This window comes from Xenorhabdus indica (genome assembly GCF_014467235.1).
In the GTDB taxonomy this organism is placed as follows: domain Bacteria; phylum Pseudomonadota; class Gammaproteobacteria; order Enterobacterales; family Enterobacteriaceae; genus Xenorhabdus; species Xenorhabdus indica.
Window position 1 is genome coordinate 1 of sequence record NZ_NKHP01000113.1, and the last position, 574, is coordinate 574.

General features: G+C 54.2%; 1 pseudogene. It reads left to right on the forward strand.

What is annotated here, in order from left to right:
• Window positions 1-574 (forward strand): annotated as a pseudogene (locus Xind_RS19730) (RHS repeat protein); the annotation flags it as partial.

The window sequence follows — 574 nt, forward strand, 5'->3', positions numbered from 1 at the left end:
AGGCCGTACCACCCGCTATACTTACGGCGCGTTTGACCTGCTGACTCAGGTTACCCGGCCCGATGGCACGGTATTACACTTTGGCTATGACCGGCTGACTCGGTTGAACTCAGTGACCGCCTCCACCGGCGAAACCTACCGTTATGAGCGGGATGCCGCGGGGCAGATTATCCGGGAAACTGATTTTACCGGGCGTACTCTTGAATATCAGTACGATAAACTGGGACGCCGCACACTGACGCAATATCCCGACGGTCAGCAGCTTCGCTGGCATTATTCCGCGGCTGGTTTACTGGTCAAACAGGAAAGCTGGCAACCGGAAGAAAACCAGCTGGTGCTTAAGGATATTACCACTTACGAGTACAACAAACGGCATCAACTAGTGAAAGCCACCAATGCCGATGCCGTGGTGGAATACGAATATGACGAGACCACTGGCCTGCCGACCTGTGAGCGTATCAATGGGCGGGAAATCACGCGCGAATGGGATAATCTGACCGGACGTCCTGTCAGCGAAAGTGTCGATGGCAATACCCTGCACTTCGGTTATAACCTGTCGGGGAGTCTGAATCAC